This window comes from Helicobacter monodelphidis, from assembly GCF_003288845.1.
Taxonomy (GTDB): Bacteria; Campylobacterota; Campylobacteria; order Campylobacterales; family Helicobacteraceae; genus NHYN01.
This window is the reverse complement of the sequence record NZ_NHYN01000066.1, coordinates 1-1,058: the sequence shown is the minus strand read 5'-3', so window position 1 is coordinate 1,058 and position 1,058 is coordinate 1. Positions and strand designations below refer to the sequence as shown.

The window sequence follows — 1,058 nt, the reverse complement described above, 5'->3', positions numbered from 1 at the left end:
TTTCCATATTCGATATTTAATCGCCCTTTATCGTCTTTGAGAATTTTGCCCTCTTGTATGATTTGAGGTATTTCACTCACTACTTCGGGGTGATATTTCATGATTTTAGCTAATCCATATTCATCGCTTCTGCCACTTCCTGCCTTTCCCCACACTAAATCAATATCCCCTAAGCCTTCTTTATGGAATGCGTTTTGTATATATCCTGTTTGCACTTCATTCAAAAACTTAATGGCTTTTTTGCCTTTTAGGTTTTTAAAATCTGGTGTGTGTGCATTATTCCACAAGAGACCAGAAGGAGAGTTATTTGCCTTAAAGCTTTCGCTAATTAAACGCCAAATCCTCCTAAAATAGTCTAATTTTTCTTCACTACTTGCAGAGAGGTTTAAAGGTTCTATCTTATCGAAGAAAAAAAAGTTTTTATTCAATAATGCCTGATGAATGTTATGGGTATAACTCACAAAAGGTGCTATTTCTTTATTAATATAAAAAATAGGCATATCCCATATTTCGTGCATATCTTTATTCTTATGTATTTCATATAAATCATTAAGATTTAAATCTTTGTTATAAATTTTTGCAAGTGCTAAAGTGTCTTTTATGCTTTGAGTTTTTCCAATACTATTCTTGTTAAGAATTATTCCCTCGCTTGTTCTTAAGATTTTTTTACCATTTTTAGAATCCAAAAACAAATCATCACCTAATTTTAATGTTTCTTTACTTGTTTTTATGATATTTTCTGGGCTACTTTCAAAAAGGATATAAGCTTGGTTTGAAAGCATAGAAATGTGATTGTCTAGCTCTTTGATTTGTTTTTGTGTTGTTGTGTCATTTGCAACACTTAAAGCATTTTCTAATTTTTCTTTTTTGAGTTTGAGAATCCTTAATGACTCTTGTATTTGTTCATATTCCTTTAGATTTTTGCTTTTTACACTAAAATCTTTTTCAATCTCTAATTTAGAGATGTTTGCTTGTATATCTTTTAAAAATTCATTTCTATTTTCTTGTATGATTGCATCATTGATTTTCTTTTCTAAAGATACACTAAAATGCTCTTT

The 1,058-nt window shown here is 29.7% G+C and carries 1 protein-coding gene; it reads right to left on the bottom strand.

The window, feature by feature from the left end:
• A partial coding sequence (locus CCZ01_RS10565; RefSeq protein ID WP_458692866.1) for a putative barnase/colicin E5 family endoribonuclease occupies positions 1–1,058 on the bottom strand: 1,058 nt, incomplete at both ends.